The sequence below is a fragment of the Acidovorax sp. CF316 genome (assembly GCF_000276605.1).
In the GTDB taxonomy this organism is placed as follows: Bacteria; Pseudomonadota; Gammaproteobacteria; order Burkholderiales; family Burkholderiaceae_C; genus Acidovorax.
On record NZ_AKJX01000137.1, the window covers coordinates 24,921 to 43,013 of the forward strand.

Annotated in this window: 15 protein-coding genes and 1 tRNA gene; 10 read left to right on the forward strand and 6 right to left on the reverse strand. The window is 68.2% G+C overall.

The features are described 5' to 3' along the window. Positions 1-14 precede the first annotated feature (14 nt). Positions 15-680 (reverse strand): cytochrome c, encoded by a 666-nt coding sequence (locus tag PMI14_RS17115; RefSeq protein ID WP_007856478.1) that lies wholly within the window; start codon positions 678-680, stop codon positions 15-17. 109 nt (positions 681-789) lie between these two features. Between PMI14_RS17115 and PMI14_RS17120 the strand changes: the two genes are divergently transcribed. The 5 genes from PMI14_RS17120 to PMI14_RS17140 are packed head-to-tail and all read left to right on the forward strand — an operon-like array spanning position 790 to position 4,091. Continuing rightward, a complete protein-coding gene (locus tag PMI14_RS17120) occupies positions 790-1,644 on the forward strand; it encodes a MoxR family ATPase (protein ID WP_007856480.1) in 855 nt (284 codons plus the stop codon). A gap of 10 nt (positions 1,645-1,654) precedes the next feature. Then, entirely contained in the window at positions 1,655-1,948 is a 294-nt protein-coding gene (locus PMI14_RS17125) for a hypothetical protein (protein ID WP_007856482.1), read from the forward strand. Then, on the forward strand, positions 1,945-2,547 hold the full coding sequence (locus tag PMI14_RS17130; RefSeq protein ID WP_007856484.1) for a GNAT family N-acetyltransferase: 603 nt from the start codon (positions 1,945-1,947) through the stop codon (positions 2,545-2,547). Before PMI14_RS17125 ends, PMI14_RS17130 begins: the two co-directional genes overlap by 4 nt. Positions 2,548-2,578: 31 nt before the next feature. Further along, the gene (locus tag PMI14_RS17135; protein ID WP_007856486.1) at positions 2,579-3,766 is read left to right on the forward strand and encodes a VWA domain-containing protein; all 1,188 of its coding nucleotides are present in this window, start codon (positions 2,579-2,581) and stop codon (positions 3,764-3,766) included. A 49-nt stretch (positions 3,767-3,815) separates the two neighbouring features. Continuing rightward, positions 3,816-4,091 carry a hypothetical protein gene (locus tag PMI14_RS17140; protein ID WP_007856487.1) on the forward strand — a complete coding sequence of 92 codons (276 nt, stop codon included), beginning with the start codon at positions 3,816-3,818 and terminating at the stop codon, positions 4,089-4,091. Positions 4,092-4,153: 62 nt separating this feature from the next. Here the strand turns inward: PMI14_RS17140 and PMI14_RS17145 are convergent, their stop codons facing one another. Next, on the reverse strand, positions 4,154-5,488 hold the full coding sequence (locus PMI14_RS17145; protein WP_007856488.1) for an ankyrin repeat domain-containing protein: 1,335 nt from the start codon (positions 5,486-5,488) through the stop codon (positions 4,154-4,156). Between the two features lie 306 nt (positions 5,489-5,794). Then, complete coding sequence (locus tag PMI14_RS17150) at positions 5,795-6,280, reverse strand: DUF4279 domain-containing protein (RefSeq protein WP_007856489.1); 486 nt, start codon at positions 6,278-6,280, stop codon at positions 5,795-5,797. Positions 6,281-6,420: 140 nt separating this feature from the next. Between PMI14_RS17150 and PMI14_RS17155 the strand changes: the two genes are divergently transcribed. After that, a complete protein-coding gene (locus PMI14_RS17155; RefSeq protein WP_007856490.1) occupies positions 6,421-7,722 on the forward strand; it encodes an aminotransferase class V-fold PLP-dependent enzyme in 1,302 nt (433 codons plus the stop codon). Positions 7,723-8,128: 406 nt separating this feature from the next. Here the strand turns inward: PMI14_RS17155 and PMI14_RS17160 are convergent, their stop codons facing one another. Both PMI14_RS17160 and PMI14_RS17165 read right to left on the reverse strand, forming a co-directional pair. Further along, positions 8,129-8,695, reverse strand: coding sequence for a dihydrofolate reductase family protein (locus tag PMI14_RS17160; protein WP_007856491.1), 567 nt, complete (start codon positions 8,693-8,695; stop codon positions 8,129-8,131). A 90-nt stretch (positions 8,696-8,785) separates the two neighbouring features. Then, positions 8,786-9,217: a hypothetical protein gene (locus PMI14_RS17165; protein WP_007856492.1), complete on the reverse strand. Its 432-nt coding sequence runs from the start codon at positions 9,215-9,217 to the stop codon at positions 8,786-8,788. Positions 9,218-9,478: 261 nt separating this feature from the next. On the opposite strand from PMI14_RS17165, the gene PMI14_RS17170 reads away from it, so the two are divergent. From PMI14_RS17170 to PMI14_RS17185, 4 genes are all read left to right on the forward strand, one after another. Beyond that, positions 9,479-10,024 (forward strand): hypothetical protein, encoded by a 546-nt coding sequence (locus tag PMI14_RS17170; protein ID WP_007856494.1) that lies wholly within the window; start codon positions 9,479-9,481, stop codon positions 10,022-10,024. Positions 10,025-10,207: 183 nt separating this feature from the next. Further along, entirely contained in the window at positions 10,208-12,166 is a 1,959-nt protein-coding gene (locus tag PMI14_RS17175) for an autotransporter assembly complex family protein (RefSeq protein ID WP_007856498.1), read from the forward strand. Between the two features lie 54 nt (positions 12,167-12,220). Further along, positions 12,221-16,654, forward strand: coding sequence for a translocation/assembly module TamB domain-containing protein (locus tag PMI14_RS17180; RefSeq protein WP_007856499.1), 4,434 nt, complete (start codon positions 12,221-12,223; stop codon positions 16,652-16,654). A gap of 360 nt (positions 16,655-17,014) precedes the next feature. Continuing rightward, a tRNA-Arg gene (locus PMI14_RS17185) sits at positions 17,015-17,089 on the forward strand. A 413-nt stretch (positions 17,090-17,502) separates the two neighbouring features. On the opposite strand, the gene PMI14_RS17190 is transcribed toward PMI14_RS17185, so the two are convergent. Further along, on the reverse strand, positions 17,503-18,093 hold a 591-nt coding region (locus PMI14_RS17190; protein ID WP_007856500.1), incomplete at its 5' end, for a LysR substrate-binding domain-containing protein.

Consider the following 18,093-nt stretch of genomic DNA (forward strand, 5'->3'; position numbering starts at 1 on the left):
GGGAGCTGCTTGGCTCAGCGGAAGCGCGATTGCGGCACCACGTGCATGTCACCTTCCAGGCTGCCAAGGTAGTTGGCCAGGGCCTTCAGCTCGGCATTGGTGAACTGCTTGGCCACGCCGGCCATGATGGCGTTGCTGCGGCCCAGGTTGGGGTTCTTCTCGGCCTTGTACGACTTGAGCGCCACGAACAGGTAGTCCGCGTGCTGGCCCGCGATGTGGGGGTACGAGGGGTCGATGGGCTTGGCGAAGTTGTCGCCGTGGCAGGACACGCAGGCGCCCTTCTTGAGCAGCTCTGCCACCTGCACGCTGGGTTCGCGCTTGGGCTTGGCCGGCAACTCGGCGGCGCCGGCCTTGCCGTGCTGCGAATAGTAGGCGGAGACGTCGGCGATGTCCTGGTCGGTCAGCGAGTCGGCAATGCCGCGCATGGTGGGGTGCTTGCGGTCGCCCTTGCGGTAGGCGTCCAGTGCGGAGGAGATGTACGCACCGCTCTGGCCCGAGATCATGGGCACCTTGTGGATCTCGGGAAAGCTGGCTTGGTAGCCCACAATGCCATGGCAGCCGATGCACATGGCGATCTTCTTTTCCCCCGCCTTGACATCGCCCTTGACTTCCTGAGCGTGAGAGAAGGCCGTCACGGAAGCGACAGCCAGGGCAAATATCGTGGTCAACGTCTTGTTCATTTTGCGCGCACAATCTCGTGGAAGTTCAGCCCGAGGGCTCTGCTTAACCGGCCAATTATAGCCAGCGCCTGTCAAGCCCATTCATCAACGATCCGGTGTTTTCCCTGCCATGAAATTCCAAGGTTCCCAGAATTACGTTGCGACCCAAGACCTGATGCTGGCCGTGAACGCCGCCATCACCCTGCAACGCCCGCTGCTCATCAAGGGCGAGCCGGGCACCGGCAAGACCATGCTGGCCGAGGAAGTGGCCCAGGCGCTGGACATGCCGTTGCTGCAATGGCACATCAAGTCCACCACCAAGGCGCAGCAGGGCCTGTACGAATACGACGCCGTGAGCCGCCTGCGCGACAGCCAGCTCAACGACGGAGACAGCAGCGAGCGCGTGAAGGACATCCGCAACTACATCATCCAGGGCGTGCTGTGGCAGGCCTTCACCGCAGACCGCCCTGTGGCGCTGCTGATCGACGAGATCGACAAGGCCGACATCGAGTTCCCGAACGACCTGCTGCGCGAAATCGACCGCATGGAGTTCTACTGCTACGAAACCCGCGAGCTGATCCGCGCCAAGCACCGCCCGCTGGTGTTCATCACCTCCAACAACGAGAAGGAACTGCCCGACGCCTTCTTGCGCCGCTGCTTCTTCCACTTCATCAAGTTCCCTGAAGCCGACACCATGCGCCAGATCATCGGCGTGCACTTCCCCACGCTCAAGGCCGACCTGCTCAGCGTGGCGATGAAGACCTTCTACGACGTGCGCAACCTGCCGGGCCTGAAAAAGAAGCCCTCCACCAGCGAACTGCTCGACTGGCTCAAGCTGCTGGTGGCCGAAGACATCCCGCTCTCGGCCCTGCAAAGCGCCGACAACAAGGTGGCCGTGCCCCCGCTGGTGGGCGCGCTGCTCAAGAACGAGCAGGACGTGAGCCTGTTCGAAAAACTCGTCTTCATGAACCAGCGTAACCGCTGATCGGACCGCCATGACGCAGCCAACCCCGACGCCCCCCTCGCTGCTCGACGGTGTGGCCGACGCCATCGGCTTTGTCGGCGGTGCGCTGGCCGGCTTCTGGTTGGGCCAGCTCGCGGGCTTCGACATCTTTGCGCCGGGCTACGGCACCAAGGCCCTGCTCGGCATTGCCCTGGTGGGCCTGGGCGGCGGTCTGGGCCTGCACGCGGCACGGCGCTGGCAGCAGCAACGCCGCCAGAAGCTGCTGCAGGCCGAGCAACAACAGCAGCCGCAGCCACAACCTTCCCCCAAGAAGAAGAACAAATGAGCCCCATGCCCTCCTTCGTGCAACCCGTCACCCTGCGCGACCGTGGCCTGCGCCTGGAGCCCCTGGCCCTGGAGCATGAAGCCGGCCTGCAGGCCGCCGCGGCCGACGGTGAGCTGTGGACGCTGCGCGTGACCTCGGTGCCCGAGCCCCAGGACACCCGCGCCTACATCGAGACGGCGCTTGCCACGCGCGACCGCTTTGCGTTTGCCGTGATCGACGAGGCCACGGGCACCGTGCTGGGCACCAGCAGCTACCACGACATACTGCCGGCGGTGAAGCGCGTGGAGATCGGCTACACCTGGTACCGCCAGAGCGTGCAGCGCAGCCATGTGAACACCACCTGCAAGCTCCTGCTGCTGGGCCATGCCTTCGACACCCTGGGCTGCAACGTGGTGGGCTGGCGCACCGACAACTACAACTTCGCATCGCAGCGCGCCATCGAGCGCCTGGGCGCGCACAAGGACGGCGTGCTGCGCGGCCACGCCATGCGCCGCGACGGCACCATCCGCGACACCGTGATGTACAGCATGCGCGCCGGCGAATGGCCCGAGGCGCGCGCCCAGCTGCAGTACCTGCGCGCGCGCCGCGAGACGGCCTGAAGAACCAAGCCAAGCCCGAGGAGGCTCCCCCATGCTCATCGATTTTTTCTACACCCTGCGCGCGGCCAAGCTGCCCGTGTCGGTCAAGGAATACCTGACCCTGCTCGAAGCGCTGGATGCCGGCGTGGTGGGCCCCCGCTCCGACGACGCGTGGAGCCTGGACGACTTCTACAACCTCTCGCGCCTGACTCTGGTCAAGGACGAGAAGCACTACGACAAGTTCGACCGGGCCTTCGGCGCCTACTTCAAGGGCGTGGAGATGCTGGCCGACTTCACCAAGGAAGTGCCCGCCGACTGGCTGCGCAAGATCCTGGAGAACGAGCTGACGCCCGAGCAAAAGGCCGCCATCGAGAAGATGGGCTGGGACGAGCTGATGGAGACGCTGAAAAAGCGCCTCGAAGAGCAGAAGGAACGCCACGAGGGCGGCAACAAGTGGATCGGCACCGGCGGCACCAGCCCCTTTGGCCACGGCGGCTACAACCCCCAGGGCGTGCGCATTGGCGGCGCCGGCAAGAACAAGAGCGCCGTGAAGGTGTGGGAGCAGCGCGCCTACAAAGACTACGACGACCAGCAGGAGCTGGGCACGCGCAACATCAAGGTGGCCCTGCGCCGCCTGCGCAAGTTTGCGCGCGAGGGCAACGAGCTGGAGCTGGACCTGCCCGACACCATACGCAGCACCGCCGCCAACGCCGGCTACCTGGACATCAAGATGGTGCCCGAGCGCCACAACAACGTGAAGGTGCTGCTGCTCATGGACGTGGGCGGCACCATGGACGAACACATCCAGCGCGTGGAAGAACTCTTCAGCGCCGTGAAGGGCGAGTTCAAGCACTTGGAGTTCTATTACTTCCACAACTGCGTCTACGACTTCATGTGGAAGAACAACCGCCGCCGCTTTGCCGAGAAGTTCCCCACCTGGGACATCATCCGCAAGTACAACAAGGACTACAAGCTGATCTTCGTGGGCGACGCCACCATGAGCCCCTACGAGATCCTGCAGCCCGGCGGCAGCGTGGAATACAACAACGAAGAACCCGGCGCCGAGTGGATCCAGCGCCTGACCCACGCCTTCCCCAAGTTCGCCTGGATCAACCCCGAGCCCCAGGGCGTATGGCAGTACCGCCAGAGCATCAGCATCATCCAGCAGCTCATCGGCAATCGCATGTACCCGCTGTCGCTCAAGGGGTTGGAAGAGACGATGCGGTTGTTGTCGAAGTGAGGGGTGGGGCACGAATCCTTCGTCGGCCAAGGCAAGAGAACGACTCCCGATGGGCAGCAGTTCAATCAACATCCAGCTGTCGCATGACGAAGCGCTGGTCCTGCTCGAGTTCTTCGGCAGGTTCGAGGGTGGTGGGGAATTTCGCTTGCACCACAATGCCGAGTTCGTGGCATTTGCCAGCGTGTCTGCGCAACTGGACAAGGCGCTGGTCTCGCCTTTTCAAGAAGCCTATGCACAGCAAGTCGAAGCCGCACGACAACGGCTGGCGGGTGGCTACGAGGGCAATGCACCGTGCGTGGAGCCTGCGAAGTTCGGACCACTCTAGTCGCGTTACCGGGGAATGGGCAGGCCCCGCTCGTCGGCGCAAGGCCCTTGCTTGCTTGATTGCTACCCGCGCCGGCTAGCGAGCAGGTCGGCCGGCGTTCTGCCCGCCACGTTGGTGGCGCTGTCGTCGGCGCCGTGCTGGCGCAGCAGGGCCATGACCTGGGCGTTGTCGTCCAGCGCAAACCACAGCGGACCCCCTTCGGACACCCAGGTCTGGCCGCTGCAGTAGTGCAGGGCCGTGTTGCCGTACACGTCCACTGCGTGCACATCGGCCCCGACGGCCAGCAGGTACTGCACCACCGCCAGGTCGTCCGTCAGCGCGGCGGCCATCAGGGGCGTGGCCATGCGGCGCACGCTGCCCAGCGATTCATGGATGCCGCCAGCAGCGCGGGCGTTCACGTCGCAGCCCAGGTCTTGCACCAGGTAGCGCACCATCTCCAGCTTGGTCGGCATGGCGCTGTGGGCCGCGCAGGCCTGCAGCAGCAGCCCAGGGCCCACCAGATGGGCATGGCCCTGGGCCATCTTGCGCACCATGTCCACCGACAGGCTGCGCACGGAGCCCTGCAGCGCACCCGCGTTGACGGTTGCACCGTTTGCCAGCAGCAGGTCCACAAAATCCACGCTGCCAGACTCGGCGGCCAGGCCCAGCGCGTCGGTGCCATCCCGGTTGCTCGCGGCCAGGTCCGGCTGGCGCTGCAGCACGGTCTGCAGGTTGTGCGCCTGCACCGCCAGCTCTGCGGCGGCACTGGCCTTGGCCTCGCGGTCGTCTTCGTCTTCGTCGTCGTCCTCTTCTTCCATCTGCGCATCGGCATGCTGCGCAATGGCCCAGCGGTAGCGTGTGCACGTCGCCAGCAAGGGCGTGTTGCCGTTGTAGTCCCGAAAGTCCACCCGGCCCTCGCTGGCGATGAGGACATCGAGCTCGGCCAGGGTGATCTTCTCGTCCCTCATCCCGCCGATGAAGTCGTCGACCGCTTCGCTGGCGTGGTGGTGCTCGTCGCCATCCCCATCGTCGTCACCATCCTCCCCATCGGCGCACACTTCACGGAGCATGGCCTTGGTCCCGGGGGCCATGGAGCCTGGGTTCTCTTCGCGCGCCAGGTCTTCGATGAAATCCCAGTAGTACGCCGACAGGTCGACCGATTCGCCGCCCTCGAAAGGCACCAGCAGCAGGTCGCCGCCATCCACATCGCACTGCATGCCCAGCAGCTCGAACGCCCGCGCTAGATAGCGCGTGCGGGCGAACTCCTCGGGGTTCTGCAGGTAGTCGGCAACCACCATGTGCTTGGGGCACCCGCGCTGCAGGGCCTGTAAGGCGGCCGCCTGGTCGGCCTGGCGGATGCGGAAGGTGCCGGGTGGGATGAATGAAGAAGAAGCTGAAGTAGTAGTTGCGTCTTGCATGAAGTGTGTGGGTCTGTAGCTGTGTCTGTTGCCATGGCGGGTGGCAGCGCCCGCGGCGCATCTGCGGTGGCTGCTGCGCAGTGGCGCACCGGCCTCACGCCGTGTGGCCGGGCCCCGGTGGGGTGCCATGGCACGATGATAGGTGGCGCCTGTCGCGCCGCACTGGACGAATTGTCCAGCGGCGCGTGCCAATGGGTCGCCTGCAACCGGGTAAGCAGCGTGGCCGCAGGATTGTTCGGATGCGAGCGGGCCGGGCTTACCGATTGGCCTTTGAATGCGCCATGCCCCTCAGCTCCTGCGCGCTGCCTACACGCACGTGAAGTTGAAGGAAACCCCCAGCTTCAACTCCCGAAGAAGGTGCAGCGAATCGCTCTCCACCGTGAGGTACGGGTACGGGCTTTCGGAGAAGCACCCAAGAACCAGCTCGGCACTGGATGACAGGGCGATGAGCTGTCGAAAATAGTCCTGGTGCGGAGCGATGGTCTGCCATAGCCATTGCAGGTGTGCGTCCAGCGAGGCCACGCCGCCCAAAGGCGAGTTCAGGAGCCACAGATCCTCTTGCCATCGCTTTCCGGCGAACCGTGGTTCCCCCTTGCGGACAGCATGTGTGGGCTCGATGCCCGTGCGCAGCTGCATGGCGTCGTGTTGCTCGCCGATGCCGGCAATGCGCAGCGATGCATCGAAGCGGTAGAGGCGGGGTGTGCCCCGGTAAGCGGGGTCGGCAAGAATTTTGTCCCGGCGCCGCACGCCGCGTTCCGCGCGCCGCCGGACCTTAGTGGAGATACGGGCCATCTGCTTCCTTGTGACTTGGGTATGGTGCACGGCCCCCCTTGGGGCTGTGACGCCAGGGGGCCACTCTGATTGGCAAAAACCACTGTCATGCCAGCCTGCTACAACCGCAGGCTCACACCATTTTGACGAAGGAAAAGCCCATGATCACTTCCTCCGAACGCCGTGGCTTCATGCTGGGTCTGGCGGCCACCGCCACCACCGTGGCCTCTGTTGGCCGCGCCGTCGCACAAACTGCCAGTTCGTTGACCCTGTCCGCCGCGCCGGGCCAGGCCCTGGCGACCGACGCTCCCTACTGGGCGGCAGTGCGCTCCCTCTACGCGGTCACGCCGGACATCGTCAATCTGGAAAACGGCTACTGGGGCGTCATGGCCGAGCCGGTGCGCCGCGAGTACCTTGCCAAGACCGACATGGTGAACCGCGACAACTCGTTCTATGCGCGCAACGCCTACGGCCGCGAGATCGAGCCGATCCGCGCCGCACTGGCCGCCGCCGTGGGCTGCTCCGTGGAAGAAATCGCCTTCACGCGTGGCGCCACCGAGGCGTTGCAGTTGTTGATCGCCGGCTACAACAAGCTCAAGGCCGGCGACACCGTGCTGTACGCCGACCTGGACTACGACTCCATGCAGTACGCGATGAACTGGCTGAAGGATCGCCGCGGTGTCGACGTGGTGCGCTTTGCCATCCCCGAGCCCGCAACGCGCGAAGCCGTACTGCAGACCTATCAGAAGCAGCTGGAAAGCAACCCCAAGGCGCGCCTGTTGCTGCTCACGCACCTGAGCCACCGCACCGGCCTGGTGATTCCGGTGGCGGAAATCGCAGCCATGGCCCGCGCGCGCGGCGTGGACGTGGTGGTGGATGCAGCCCACTCCTGGGGCCAGATCGACTTCAATGTGGGCGACCTCCAATCCGATTTCGTGGGCTTTAACCTGCACAAGTGGATCGGCGCTCCGTTGGGCACGGGTTTCATGTACATCAAGAAGGACCGTTTGCCCGACATCGACCGCGCCTTGGGCGACGAAGACTTTCCGCTTGCCGACATCCGCTCGCGCGTGCACACCGGGACCGCCAACTTTGCGGCCTTTCTCACGCTGCCCACTGCGCTCAAGCTGCACCAGGAAATCGGTGCCCGCGCCAAGCAGGCGCGGCTGCGCCATCTGCGCGACCATTGGGTCAGCCGCGCGCGTGGTTTCAAGGGCCTGGAAATCCTGACTCCCGACGAGCCGGGCATGGCCGCCGGCATCACCTCGTTCCGCCTCGCAGGCAAGACCAGCGCGGCGGACAACAACGCCATCGTCGCGGAGCTGCGCGACAAGCACGGCATCTTCTCGGTGCGCCGTGCCGGCGTGGCCAAGGGCCAGTGCATCCGGATTTCGCCGGCGCTCTATACGACCGAGGGCGACATGGACAAGCTGGTGGCCGCGCTGAAGGCGATTACCGGCTAACACCACCGATCCACGAAGCGTGCGCAGATGATCGCTGTACATCCCCACGGGCCACGGCGGGCCAGTAACCCTCCATCATTTACGTGCGCAAGTGCCACTTTGGATTGCATGACGCCATGGGCAGAACTTGCGGACCATCGCTGCATCGTGACGCGCTTCTCGGCAGTGAGTTTGCTGCCTGCTACTACTGCCTTGGCACATTCCCGTCCAGCACCATCGCACAGTGGTGCGATGGCGACCACCAGGACCAGACGGCTATCTGTCCCCAGTGTGGCGTAGATGCCGTGGTGGGCTTCGACGGGCCGCCGGACAAAGCGTGGCTGCAAGCCACCCATGCCAGGGCCTTCGGTCCGGCCTGAGGCTGCATTTGGGGTTCACGCCAACAGAAGAAACGCCCCTCTCCCCATCAACCCACCCGCCGGAAATGCATGGCGACCGCGCCGCAGCGCAGCGGCTTCGCAGAGACCAGCGTGAGCCGCCGCGTGGCGGGCAGCCCGCCCTGGTACAGCGTGGGGCCGTGGCCAGCGATGCGGGGGTGCACGAGCAGCTGGTACTCGTCGATCAGGTCCAGCCGGTCGAGTGCGGTGGCGAGCTTGCCGCTGCCCAGGAGCACGCCGGCGGGCGTCGCGTCCTTGAGCGCCTGGATGCCCGCGCGCAGGTCATCACCGCCAGCGACCAGGTGGCTGTGGGCCCACGGGAAGTCCTTGCGCGTGGCGGACACCACGTACTTGGGCTTGGCCTGCAGCTTGACCGCCCACTCGCGCACCGCCGGCGGCGCACCCTCCACCTCGCCGCGGGCGACCGCGGGCCAGTAGTGTTCCATCATCTCGTACGTCACGCGGCCCCACAGCATGGCGCCGTGCTCGTCCATGAGGCGGGTGAAGAAGGCGTGTGTCTCGTCGTCGGCGATGCCTTCCTGGTGGTCCACGCAGCCGTCCAGGGTGAGGTTGATGCTGAAGGTCAAGCGTCCCATGCAGTGCTCCGTTCGGTGTGCGCGGCGGGGCACCCCTGCAACCACCGCAGGCAATGGAGTGAAAGTGCGATCCGGCGCCGTGCGCCGTGCTCAAGCGTCGATGAAGGCATGGCGACTTCCCGCGGCCAGGATCCAGCCGCTCAATCCATAGGAGCTGGACAGCTCGATGCACTTTACCTGCAGGGCAGTCAGCGCGCGAAGCGCTTCTTCCCGCTCGACTTCGACGGCGCGCTTCGGGTGAGGGATCGGGCGCCAGAATTTGGGCCAGCCCCATTTGCATTCGGCTTCGAAGCGATCGGTCCATTCCGTCAAGAATTCTTGCAGCGGTCTCTCTTCGAACGCGTACACGATGTTGCCGCCCAGGTCGTGCTCCAGGAAGTAGCCCTCGACCCCGGCAAAAACAAGCTTCGCTCGCTTCATGTCAACGCTGGAGTCATGGGGCCACTCCAGCTCGAACACCAGCTCGCTACGTGTGCCATGGACCGCGTAGCCAGTGATATGGAAATCGTGCCAGGAGCGCATGGTTTTCTGACGCCAAGCGTCCTGTGGAGAGAGTGTGGGGGTGTGCAATGCCAATCGGCGGGAGTGCCTTGCCTGCGGCGGTAGCCGCCATCGTAGCAGTGGCTGGAGCGGGCTCCGAGCACCCCACAAGGCATCACGTCCGACACCCATCCCCGATTTCATCGTGACAATCGCCCATGGGTGCGCAGCCGTGGCGCACCCTGCCCCCTTGTTTTTTCATTCATTGACTGACTGACTGCCTGAAAGACGCACCCACCCCGCATGGACAGCAGCACGACCACCACCTGGATCACCGATGCCCTCGCCCACCCCCTGGACTGGGCGAGCGTGCGCGCGCAGGCGCTGGATACCCGGGACTGGCTGGTGCTGGGCGGCATCCTGCTCTTCCAGCGCCTGTGCGTGCACATCGGCATGTGGACGTACTGCCTGGCGGTGCTGCCGGGCACGGCCTTGCACGAGGCCATGCACTGGACGGTGGCCGCGCTGCTGGGCGCCCGGCCCACCATGCCCAACCTGGTGCCGTTGCGCACGCACGGGGGCTGGCGGCTGGGGTCGGTGCGGTTTCAGGCGGGGTACCTGCGCTCGTTGCCGATTGCGCTGGCGCCAGTGGCGCTGGCACCGCTGAGCTTTTGGTGGGCCACCACCTTCATGCCGGGAGCCGGGTCGGGCGCCATGTACTGGCTGCATGCCTGGCTGGCGGCGTCGGCCTTCGGGGCGAGCGTGCCGTCCACGCAGGACTGGTCGGTGGCTGCGCCGGCCTTGCTGGCAGGCGCAGTAATGGGGGTGACGCTATGGGTGGTGGTTTGAAGGAGCATCTGCGCAGTCGCTTTCGGCCAGGCAGCGTCCCCTCGCTCTCACCAGATACACCCCGATACGCTGCGGGAATCTGTCTTACAAAGGAACGCGGTTTTTGCGGCGATAGTGTGGCCTTCGCAGGCAGCCCCCTGTGGCGATCCCGGCGCCGGGGCGCAAGCCTGCCTGTGCCGTACCATGACCCGTCGTCCACCCCAACCCAAACCGCCTGCCGTGTCCCGTAGCCCCCTGCCGCCCACTGCCCATTCCCCAACGCCGGCCCGATGGCCGGCGTTGCTGCTTTGCAGTGCTGCGGGGCTGTTGCTGCTGCAGGGCTGCAGCCTGCTGCCCGGGCGCGGGGGCGAGGAGGCGCCCCGCGATGCGGCGTCGAGCCCCATTGCTGCGGACAGCGATGGCAGCCCCTCGTTCGACGTGCAGGTGCGCGCGCCCGGCACGGTGCGCGAGACGCTGGAAAAGCACCTGGAGCTGCAGCGCTTTCGCCAGCTGCCCGACCTGCAGGCCAGCGAGCTGCAGCGCCTGTTGGGCGCGGCCGATGCCAACGCGCGCGAGCTGCTGGGCACGCTGGGCTACTTTGCGCCCACCATCACGGTGGAGATGACCGAAACGCCCGATGCCAAACTGGCGCCACGCACGGTGGTGGTGACGGTGGACCCCGGGCCGCAGACGCGCATCGCCAAGGCCGACATCACCTTTGCCGAAGCAATCAGCAACGCGCAGGACGGCGAGGGCCGCGCGCGCCAGTTGCGGCGCGTGCAAAACGGCTGGGGGCTGCCGCCGGGCCGGGCCTTCACCCAGTCGGCGTGGGACAGTGCCAAGAACGACGGCCTGCGCCAGCTGCAGGTGCGCCGCTACCCCACGGCCAGCATCACCAACAGCCGCGCCGAGGTGGATGCCGACAAGCACGAGGCGAACCTGAGCGTGGCCTACGACACGGGCCCGCTGTACCGCTTTGGCCCGCTGCGGGTGGAGGGCGACCAGCGCTACGACCCCGATGGCGCGCGCCGCCTGGCGCGCCTGCCCACGGGCGCGATCTATGACGAGACTGAGCTTCTGGACGCGCAACTGCGCCTGGCCAGCAGCGGGTACTACGACGCGGTGTTCTTGACGCTGGACACCGAGGGCACCGACCCGCTGGCCGTGCCGGTGGTGGCCCAGGTGCGCGAGGCGCAGTTGCAGAAGGTGGTGTTCGGCGCGGGCCTGTCGACCGACAGCGGGCCGCGGCTGACGATTGACCACATCCACAACCAGATGCCCCTGCTGGGCTGGCGCGCTGTGAGCAAGCTGTCGCTGGACCGCAAGAACAAACTGCTCAGCACCGAGTGGACCGATCTGCCCGGCGAGAACGGCTGGCGCTGGTTTGCTGGCGGCCAGGTGCAGCGCGAGGACACGGGCGACTATGAGACCAACAGCGCCCGGCTGCGCGGCGGCCGCAGCAAGAGCACCAAGAACATCGACCGCAATTACTTTCTGCAGTACGACTATGCCAAAAGCCAGGGGCTGAACGCCCCGCCCTCGGGCACGGCGCTGAGCATCAACTACGGCTGGACGGGCCGCTACTTCAACAACAACACGGCCCCCACGCGCGGCCATGGCATTGCGGCCGAGCTGGGGGTGGGCACCACCCTCACGCCCGAGCGCGACCCCTTCGTGCGCACGCTGCTGCGCTGGCAGACCTTTATCGCCGCGGGCCGCGTGGAGGCCGACGACGGCGCCTCGCGCGCAGCGCGGCTGGCGGTGCGTGCCGAGGGCGGCGCGGTGTTTGCGCGCCAGGGCGCACAGCTGCCGGTGACGCAGCTGTTTCTGACCGGTGGCGACACCACGGTGCGCGGCTATGGCTACCGCAAGATCGGTGCGCGCACCGACAACGACCAGCTGTACGGCGGACGCTACCTGGCCGTGGGCAGCCTGGAGTGGCAGCGCCCCATCGTCTACAAGGGCAGCATGACGGACTGGGAGAGCACCCTGTTCGTGGATGCCGGCGCCGTGGCCGACAAGGTGGGCGACCTGGACCCGCGCGTAGGCGTAGGTGCCGGCGTGCGCTGGCGCAGCCCCGTGGGCCCGCTGCAGGCCGACCTGGCCTATGGCGTGCAGGCCAAGGAGCTGCGGCTGCACCTGCGCCTGGGCTTCACGTTCTGAGACGGCCGCACGGCCTGCCTTTTTACTGCCCCTGATTTCCTGACTTGTTGATTGATGCCTTCTCGCAACCCGCCCGCCTCTGCCGCCAACCGCTCGCCCGATTTCAGCGCCGGGTCGTCGGCACCGCCGCCACCGCCGCGCCGGCGCCGTACCTGGCTGCGCCTGCTGGTGTGGCTGGTGGTTGGCCTGCTGGCGCTGGTGCTGGCAGTGGCCGGCGCGGCGTGGTGGTGGGCGGGCAGCAGCACATCGCTGGCCCTGGCGCTGGCGCGCGCCGCGCAGTACCTGCCGGCGGACCAGAAGCTGGAGAGCCGCGACGTGAGCGGATCGCTGCGCACGGGCGGCAGCATTGGCTGGCTGCGCTGGAGCAGTCCGGCCCTGGTGGTGGAGGTGGACGGCGCGCGCATCGGCTGGCAACTGGCGCCGCTGCTCAGCCGCAAGGTGGAGCTGGGCGAGGTGCATGCCGCGCGCGTGCGCATCACCCCCCAGGCCACGGCGCCCGCCAGCACCGAGCCCCTGAAACCGCTGGAGCAGCTGGTGCTGCCGGTGCAGGTGGCCGTGCCCTTCAAGGTGGACAGCCTGGAGTGGGCGGGCTCGCCCGAGCAGCAGATCAGCCTGGCCGGCAAGCCCGCCGTGCAGGCCCAGAACCTGGCCGGCGACTACCGCTACGACGGCACCGAACACCACCTGAAGATCGACAACGTGGAGCTGGCCCAGGGCCAGTACCAGGCCCGCGTGAAGCTGCAGGCCCAAGCCCCCATGGCCATCGACGCCACGCTGGACGGCACCGTGCACACCACGCCCCCGGGCGGCGGCAACCCGCTGCAGGTGGCGGCGCACGCCACCGTGCAGGGCACGCTGGCCACGGCCGCCGCGCAGCTGCAAGCGGCGGCGCAGTTGAAGCCCGTGGTGGTGGCGGCGGCTGAGCCTGCTGCTCCGGCGGCATCGGCCGCAGCCACACCCGCACGCAAAGGCGCCCCGGCCAACGCCAAGGCGCCCTCCGCCCCTGCCGAGGCCATGCAGGCCGACGTGCAGGCCACCATCCTCCCCTGGGTGCCCCAGCCCCTCAAGCAGGCCGCTGCCGCTCTCAAGGCGCTGGACCTGGCCGCCCTGTGGCCCCAGGCGCCGCGCACGCTGCTGCATGGCACGGTGAAGGTGGACCCGGTGAATGCGACCGCTGCCACGGCACCCACCGGTTCATCCCCCGCACCCGCCATCGCCGGCTGGAACATCGAGGCCGACCTGCGCAACGACCTGCCCGGCCCCTGGGACAGCAAGCACCTGCCCCTGGCCGCGCTGCAGGCCCGCGCAGGCTTTGATGGCACGCGCTGGGATGTGCCTGCGGCCACGGCCACCATCGGCACGGGCAAGGCCGCGGGCACCATTGCCCTCAAGGGCCAGTTCACACCCGCCACCGGCGCGGCCGAGGGCCTGGCCGAGCTGCGCAACCTGCGCCCCGATGCGCTGCACACCGCGCTGGCGGCGGCGCCGCTGGGCGGGCGCATCACCGCCCAGGGCCAGGCCGACCAGGCCGTGCGCTTCACCGCCGACATCCGCGCCACGGGCGCTGCGCCGGTGCAGCCGGCCGCAGCGGCCCCTGGCAAGAAGGGCGCGCCCCTGCTGCGCATCAACACCTTCACCGCCCAGGGCCAGTACCTGGCGCAGACGGGTGGCGGCACAGTGCAGCTGGACCGCCTGCTGCTCGATGCGCTGCAGGCCAAGGTCGAGGCCACGCAACTGCGCGTGGCCCTTGGCGAGCAATCGGCCCAGGGCCAGTTGCGCGCCACGGTGCCGGGCGCCACCGCCAATGCCAACGGCCAGATGGCGCCCACCAAGGGCGCGGGCGAGTTGCAGCTGCAGCTAAGCGATGCCGAGCGCACGCAAGCCTGGCTGGCCAGCCTGCCGGGCCTGGGTGATGCGATGAAGGGAGTCACCGCCAAAGGCCAGGCCCAGCTCAATGCCCGCTGGACGGGTGGCTGGCAGACGGCAGCAAGCCAGATCGAGGCCCTGGCGGCCGGCAAGGCCCTGCCGGCAGGTGGCAAAGACGCCAGCAACTTCACCCTGCAGGCCCGCGTGAACGCACCCCAGCTCGATGTGGCCCTGCCACCGGCCAAGGGGGGCGCACCGGGCGGCATGGCGGCCGTGCAGCTGCGCGGTGTGAATGCCGAGCTCTCGGGCTCGCTCGCCCAGGCCACGCTGGCGCTGGATGGCGAGGCCCGCACCGGCACGCAGCGCGCCACGGTGCGCACGCGCCTGGCGGGCGGCACCAGCGGTGCCAACGAGTGGCAGGCCCAGGTGACCGAACTGCGCCTGCAGGCGCAAGACACGCAGTTGCCCGGCCCCTGGGCCGTGCAACTGGCCGAGCCCGTGACCGTGAAGCTGCGCATGGGCGGGGCCGCGCTGGCACCGGCCATGCCAGCATCGGGCACCGCCCCTTCTGCCACCGGTGCGGCAGCCCTGTCGGTGCAGGCCTCTGCCGGGCAGGCGCGCATCACCGGGCCGGTGGCCGGCACGGCCACGCTGCGCTGGCAGCCCATCAGCTACGCGGGCGGCGGCGGCAGCCCGCTGCGCCTGCAGACCCAGGGCAGCCTGCAAGGCCTGCCCATGGCCTGGGTGGATGCGTTTGGGGGTGGAGGCAGCGACCCCGCTGGCAAGCCTGCCCAGCCCCTGCTGGCCCGCCTGGGCCTGGCCGGCAACATCGTCTTCGACGGGCAGTGGAATGTGGACACCACCACCAGCGGCCCGCTGCGTGCCAGCGCCAGCGTGCGCCGCGCCTCGGGTGACCTGCGCATCCTGGCGGTGGACTCGGCCCCCATCACCACCGTGCAGAGCAGCGGCCAGGGCACCGGCGCGGGCAGCCCCACGGCCACCGTGACCGAAGAGCCCGGCAGCGGCAGCAATGCTGGCGTGCGCCAGGCCGAGCTGACGCTGGAGGCCGAGGGCGATGCCCTGCGCGCCAGGCTGGTGTGGGCCAGCGACCGCGCCGGCGAGGTGGACGCCACCGCCAGCACCCGCCTCACCCTGGGCAGCACGCTGGGTGCGACCACGCTGGCGCCCGACGCGCCGCTGGCCGGCACCCTGCGCGCCCGCCTGCCCGACGTGGGCGTGTGGTCCGCCCTGGCCCCGCCGGGCTGGCGCGTGCGCGGCACGCTGGATGCCAACGCCACCCTGTCGGGCACGCGCGCTGCGCCGCGCTGGGCCGGCACGCTGGGGGCCGACGAGCTGGCCGTGCGCTCCATCCTCGATGGGGTGGACCTGCAGGGCGGGCGCCTGCGCGCGGCGCTCAATGGCAACCAGCTCGATATCACCGAGTTCAGTCTGCGGGGGGGCACGGGCAGCAAGGCGCGCATTCCCGGCTACAGCGGCAACCGCACCAGCGCCCCGCAAGACGGCGGCAGCCTCACCGGCACCGGCCGCGTGACCTGGGGCGATGCGGCAACCAGCAACAACGGTGGCATGTCGGGCCTGGCCATGAGCTTTCAGGCCGAGGCCAAGGCCCTGCAGGTGCTGGGCCGGGCCGACCGGCAGGTCAGCGTGTCGGGCAAGGTGCAGGCGCAATTGCAGCAGGGCCAGTTCAGCGTGCGCGGGCAGTTGACCACCGACCGCGCCACCATCATCCTGCCCGACGAGACCGCGCCCAGCCTGGGCAGCGACGTGGTGGTGCGCTCGGCCGCCAAGGACCGCGAAGCCCAGGCAAAGGCCCAGGCAGTGGCCAAGGCGAACCAGGCCGCCGCGCAGCCTGCCACCGGCACCACGCCCACCACGGCCAAGCCGCCCGACATCGCCATCACCCTGAACCTGGGGCGCGACTTTGCGCTGCAGGGCCAGGGCATCACCACGCGCCTGACGGGCGAGCTCGACATCCGCAGCAGTGCGGTGCCCGGCGCGCCCCCGCGCGTGATCGGCGAGGTGCGCACCGAGCAGGGCCGCTACCGCGCCTGGGGCCAGGTGCTGGACGTGGAGACGGGGCTCATCCGCTTCAGCGGCCCGTACAACAACCCCTCGCTCGACATATTGGCGCTGCGCCCCAACATCAGCGTTCGTGCCGGCGTGCAGGTCAGCGGCTCGGCCCTGGCCCCGCGCGTGCGCCTGTACTCGGACCCCGACCTGCCCGATGCCGAAAAACTGTCGTGGGTGGTGCTGGGCCGCGACGCCGCCGCCGGCGGCGCCGAAGCCGCCGTGCTGCAGCAAGCCGCCCTGGCCCTGCTCGGCCGCAAGGGCGGCACCGGCGCCACCGCCAACATGGCCAGCCGCCTGGGCCTGGACGAAATCGGCTTCAAGGGCCCCGGTGCCGGTGAAGACGCCACCGGCGCCGCGCTGACCTTCGGCAAGCGTTTGTCCACCGACCTGTACGTGACGTACGAGCGCAGCCTGTCGGGAACGCTGGGCACGCTGTACATCTTCTACGACCTGTCGCGCCGCCTGACTCTGCGCGGGCAGACGGGGGCGCAGAGTGCGGTGGACATCATCTACACGTTGAAGTACGACTGATGCGGCTGTGCCTTCAACCGCCTGGCGTCGTTGGTTCGCCTTGCCGTGCTCAGAACCTGTTTACGATCTCGCAGGGGTCGCGCAGCGGCCTTGCCCGAAGGGTTGGAGCGAAATCGGGCGATTGGACGCCCCGGCTGCTTGCATGGGCACGAGCCCATGCGGCGCACCCGGAGCATCCACTCATACCGATTGCGCCCCAACGCGATCCCCTGCGAGATCGTAAACAGGTTCTAAAGCACTGTCTGCGGCTTCCCGCCTAGCCATGCGGCTGAAGGCAAGGCCGCATGCGGGACGGCGCGGAGCAAAAAGCGGGCATTGCCGGGACCACCCCGCACTGCCCCTACAATCGCCCGCTGCGTCCTCCTCGTAGTTCAATGGATAGAACGAGTGCCTCCTAAGCGCTAGATACAGGTTCGATTCCTGTCGAGGGGACCACTTTCCGCCTTTGGAATCAACCACTTGGCGCGACCCACCCCCGAAAACGGGACAAGAACGGGACAAAGCGACGTTCAGAGCCCCACGGGCGCCTTCGATTCCACCCTGTCAGCCCGCGCCGCAGGCCATGGCTTCACAGCCACCAGCCGACCCGGCAAAAAATGCCCGCCCCGAAGGGCGAGCAAAAGATAGGCCGGCTGGAGTACCCGCAAACGCCTCGGCGCCTATCCGGCCACGTCTGCCCACGTGGCACCGCACCATGAAAGCGGCACGACCACTGTGGCGCACGGTTCACGCAAGGGGTGTAGGAGCAGGGGCCTCGCCCAGGGCCTGCAAGCCCGTGCCTCGCAGGCCCAGCGGTCCTACATACACCTTTCGCCGTACTGGCCTACAAGGGAGTATCGAAGTCGGTCTCAAGGCAGCGTGGACGGCGCCCCCTCGCGCGCAGCCTCCTCCAGCAACCAAGCGGTAACCTCGTCCAGCAAGCCCCCATCACCGCCGCGCGCCCGCTGCGGCCACACCAGGTGGTAGTCGCTGCCCGTGCGCAGCGCCACCTGCGGCAGCACCCGCACCAGGCGGCCTGAGGCGACGTCGGAGGCGACGAAGAAGGGGCTGGCCAGCGCCAGGCCCTGGCCGGCGATGGCCGCGTCGATGGCCAGGCTGATCTGGTTGAAGCGCGTGCCGCCCGGTGGCGGGGCCGGCATGCCGGCCTGCGCGAAGAACGCGGGCCAGGAGCCATGGGCGTCGTGGATCAGCGGCAGCTTGGCCAGGCGCTTTGGCGTCAGCGCGCCCGGTGCTCCCACCAGCGCCGGGCTGCCCACCGCGATCAGGGTGTTGTCGAGCAGGCGCTGCACGTGCAGCCCCGGCCCAAACGGGGGCTGGCCATAGCGGATCGACAGGTCCACCCCCTCCGCATGGAAGCGCGACACGCGCTCGGTGGCCAGCACGCGCAGCTCGGTGCCGGGGTGGCGCTCGGCAAAGCGCGGCAGGCGTGGCAGCAGCCA

Excerpts from the sequence above, each read along its gene's own strand:
- PMI14_RS17125 (WP_007856482.1), top strand. The coding sequence starts at position 1,655 with ATGACGCAGCCAACCCCGACGCCCCCCTCGCTGCTCGACGGTGTGGCC.
- PMI14_RS17130 (WP_007856484.1), top strand. The coding sequence starts at position 1,945 with ATGAGCCCCATGCCCTCCTTCGTGCAACCCGTCACCCTGCGCGACCGT.
- PMI14_RS17165 (WP_007856492.1), bottom strand. The coding sequence starts at position 9,217 with ATGCGCTCCTGGCACGATTTCCATATCACTGGCTACGCGGTCCATGGC.
- PMI14_RS17145 (WP_007856488.1), bottom strand. The coding sequence starts at position 5,488 with ATGCAAGACGCAACTACTACTTCAGCTTCTTCTTCATTCATCCCACCC.
- PMI14_RS17160 (WP_007856491.1), bottom strand. The coding sequence starts at position 8,695 with ATGGGACGCTTGACCTTCAGCATCAACCTCACCCTGGACGGCTGCGTG.
- PMI14_RS17155 (WP_007856490.1), top strand. The coding sequence starts at position 6,421 with ATGATCACTTCCTCCGAACGCCGTGGCTTCATGCTGGGTCTGGCGGCC.
- PMI14_RS17135 (WP_007856486.1), top strand. The coding sequence starts at position 2,579 with ATGCTCATCGATTTTTTCTACACCCTGCGCGCGGCCAAGCTGCCCGTG.
- PMI14_RS17115 (WP_007856478.1), bottom strand. The coding sequence starts at position 680 with ATGAACAAGACGTTGACCACGATATTTGCCCTGGCTGTCGCTTCCGTG.
- PMI14_RS17120 (WP_007856480.1), top strand. The coding sequence starts at position 790 with ATGAAATTCCAAGGTTCCCAGAATTACGTTGCGACCCAAGACCTGATG.
- PMI14_RS17180 (WP_007856499.1), top strand. The coding sequence starts at position 12,221 with ATGCCTTCTCGCAACCCGCCCGCCTCTGCCGCCAACCGCTCGCCCGAT.
- PMI14_RS17140 (WP_007856487.1), top strand. The coding sequence starts at position 3,816 with ATGGGCAGCAGTTCAATCAACATCCAGCTGTCGCATGACGAAGCGCTG.
- PMI14_RS17170 (WP_007856494.1), top strand. The coding sequence starts at position 9,479 with ATGGACAGCAGCACGACCACCACCTGGATCACCGATGCCCTCGCCCAC.
- PMI14_RS17175 (WP_007856498.1), top strand. The coding sequence starts at position 10,208 with ATGACCCGTCGTCCACCCCAACCCAAACCGCCTGCCGTGTCCCGTAGC.
- PMI14_RS17150 (WP_007856489.1), bottom strand. The coding sequence starts at position 6,280 with ATGGCCCGTATCTCCACTAAGGTCCGGCGGCGCGCGGAACGCGGCGTG.